2 protein-coding genes and 1 pseudogene are annotated in these 3,174 nt (G+C 70.3%); all 3 read left to right on the top strand.

The genetic code is table 11. The features are described from left to right. Positions 1–555: pseudogene (locus G6028_RS09575) on the top strand (hypothetical protein); the annotation flags it as partial. 208 nt (positions 556–763) lie between these two features. Next, the gene (mdo, locus tag G6028_RS09580) at positions 764–2,035 is read left to right on the top strand and encodes an NDMA-dependent methanol dehydrogenase (RefSeq protein WP_067714967.1); all 1,272 of its coding nucleotides are present in this window, start codon (positions 764–766) and stop codon (positions 2,033–2,035) included. A gap of 109 nt (positions 2,036–2,144) precedes the next feature. Beyond that, positions 2,145–3,174: MadB family AAA-type ATPase (locus G6028_RS09585; protein WP_241730661.1), on the top strand; the 1,030-nt coding region annotated here is incomplete at its 3' end.

Here is a 3,174-nt window from a genome sequence, read left to right on the forward strand (position 1 = left end):
GTGCTCGACGGGGACGGCCCCGGGGTCGGCGGGCGCGCCCTGACCGGCAGGCACGCGGAGATCTGCGTGCTGCTCGACGCGCATCCGGAGGGGTTGACGGGCGGTGCGCTCGCGGAGCTGCTCGCCGACGACCGCCTGGACGAGGTCAGCGTGCGCGCCGAGGTCTCCCGCCTCCGGCGGGTGTTCGGGCCGGACGTGGTGGCGTCGAGGCCCTACCGTCTGGCCCCGGGTGCACTGGTCACCGACCTCCGCGAGGTCACGGACGCGCTCGACTCCGGCGACGTCATGAGGGCGGTCGCCTCCTACCCGGGACCACTCCTGCCGGCGTCGGACGCGCCCGGGGTGGCCGACCTGCGGCTCGAGGTCCATTCGATGGTGCGGGCCGCGGTGCTGTCCGCCGACCGTCTCCCCGTGCTCAGGGCCTGGGTCGGCGGCGCCGGGTGTGAGGATCTCGCCGCATGGCGGAGCCTGGCCCGGTCGCGGTACGCGGACGCCTCGACGATCGCGGCGGCCGAGGCGCGGTGTCGTGTCCTCGATCAGCGCTTCGGGGCGTGAGGGGCGCGGAGGTCGGCGGCCGTGACGAACCGGGCTCGACCCGTCCACTCGGGTAGGTGCATCGGTGCCATCCGGACCGTCCCCGGTGCGCCGGGTGGGCAGAACCCCGCGGTAGCTGTTCCGGACGGCGCGCCCGCCGGACAAGAGTGATCGGTGTCACAATCACCGCCCCGCCGATGGTGGGGGTCGCTCGAGCAGGAGGCGCACGATGGCGATCGAACTGAATCAGATCTGGGACATGCCGATCAAGGAGTTCCACCCTCTCCCCAAGGCGCTGTTGGGGGTGGGTGCACACGACATCCTCGGCGTGGAGGCCAAGAAGCTGGGGATGACCCGGGTCCTCATCATGACCACCGGACTGCGCGGCTCGGGCATCATCGAGGAGCTCAAGGGCAAGATCGAGTACCAGGGCCTCGACGTCGTCGTCTTCGACAAGGTCGAGTCCAACCCCAAGGACTACAACGTCATGGACGCCGCCGCGCTCTACAACTCGGAGAAGTGCGACGGCATCATCTCGGTGGGCGGCGGCTCCAGTCATGACGCCGCCAAGGGCGCCCGCGTGGTGATCGCCCACGACGGCCGCGACATCAACGAGTTCCAGGGCTTCTCCAAGTCCACCAACTTCGAGAACCCGCCGCACATCGCGGTGTCCACCACGGCGGGCACCGGCGCGGAGACCTCGTGGGCGTACGTGATCACGGACACCTCGGACATGGACCACCCGCACAAGTGGGTCGCGTTCGACGACGCCAGCCTGGTCTCGCTGGCGATGGACGACCCGCTCCTCTACTACTCCTGCCCGCAGCACTTCACCGCGTACTGCGGTTTCGACGTCCTCGCGCACTGCTCGGAGCCGTACGTGTCCCGGCTCGACTTCGCCCCGTCGCTGGGCAACGCGTTGTACGCGACCAAGCTCGTGGCGGACAACCTCACGACGGCCGTGTACGACCCCCGCAACCTCGAGGCCCGGACCGGCATGATGAACGCGCAGTACATCGCGACGCAGGCGTTCAACTCGGGCGGCCTGGGCATGATCCACTCGATGTCCCACGCGATCAGCGCGTACTACGACACGCACCACGGTCTGAACAACGCCATCGCGCTGCCCCGGGTGTGGGAGTACAACCTGCCGTCGCGCTACCAGCGCTACGCCGAACTCGCGCCGCAGATGGGCGTGGACACCCGCAACATGACGACCGTCCAGGCCGCCGACGCGGCGGTGGAGGCCGCCATCCGGTTGTCGAAGGACGTCGGCATCCCGGACAACTTCAGCCAGATCACGCCCGGGCTGTACGAGAAGAACCAGATGGACACGGGCAAGTACAAGGGCAAGGGCGACAGGATCGACACCTCGGCGGAGAACATCCGCCGAATCGCCGAGCACATGATGGGGGACGCGTGCACCCCGGGCAACCCGCGTGAGTCCACGGTCGAGTCGCTGATCCCGATGGTCGAGCACGCCATGACCGGGTCGTACTGACCGGTCGGCGCGGCACCCCACCAGGACGTCCCCGGGGGCGGGCGAGCGGATCCGTCCCGCCCGTCCCCGGGGGACACCACCATCTCCCGAGAACGGAAAGGGCCCGACCATGGATGTCATCGAGGATCACCCCGACGACCTGAGTTCCGACGAGGTGGGTCCCGCGGACGCGGTGATCGACGTCGACGTCCTGGCGGAGGCCCTCCGCGGGACGGGGTACATCGTCGACCGTGAGCTGGCGACGGTCGTGCACCTGGCGACGGTCCTCGACAGGCCGCTGCTGCTGGAGGGGCCGGCCGGTGTGGGCAAGACCGAGCTGGCCAAGTCGCTGGCCTCCGCGTTCGGCCGTCGGTTGGTCCGGCTGCAGTGCTACGAGGGGCTCGACGACGCCCGGGCGCTGTACGAGTGGGACTACGCCAAGCAGCTGCTCCACGTCCAGATGCTCCGGGACCGGATCACGGCGGAACTGGCGGTGCACGAGGATCTCGCCGCGGCCTCGGCCGCGCTGGCGGAGATGGAGGTGGGGATCCACGTCGAGGACTTCCTGGTGACCAGGCCGTTGCTCGAGGCGATCACGTCCGAGGACCCGGTGGTCCTGCTCATCGACGAGATCGACCGCACGGAGGAGTCGCTCGAGGCGATGCTGCTCGAGGTGCTCGCGGAGAAGCAGGTGACGATCCCGGAGCTCGGCACCTACCGCGCACGCACGACGCCCTGGGTGGTGCTCACCTCGAACGACACCCGGGAGCTGTCCAGTGCCCTCAAGCGCCGGTGCCTGCACTTCCACGTGGACTTCCCGGACGCCGCGCGGGAGACGGAGATCGTCCGGTCCCGCGCTCCGGAGGTGCCGGAGTCGGTGGCGGCCGACGTGGTGGACAAGGCACGCCGCCTGCGCGAGCTGCCCCTGCGCAAGGCCCCGTCGATCTCCGAGGTGGTGGACGCGGCGCGCGCCGCGTCGGTGTGGGGTGGAGACGGCCCGGAGCTCGGCTGGGTCCTGTCCGCCGCTCTCCTGAAGTACCGGTCCGACGACGATGTCGCCCGTGGCGTTCTCGGCGCTGGGGCGGCCCCGGGCGAGGAGCCGGCGGGTGGCGGTCGGGACATGCGGGCGGCCGCCGACGTGACCGGGGCGTCGACCTCCG

It is taken from the genome of Dietzia cercidiphylli, from assembly GCF_014145145.1.
In the GTDB taxonomy this organism is placed as follows: domain Bacteria; phylum Actinomycetota; class Actinomycetes; order Mycobacteriales; family Mycobacteriaceae; genus Dietzia; species Dietzia natronolimnaea.

What these genes read in the sequence shown, in the direction of transcription:
- mdo (WP_067714967.1), top strand. Translation starts at nt 764, where the DNA reads ATGGCGATCGAACTGAATCAGATCTGGGACATGCCGATCAAGGAGTTC.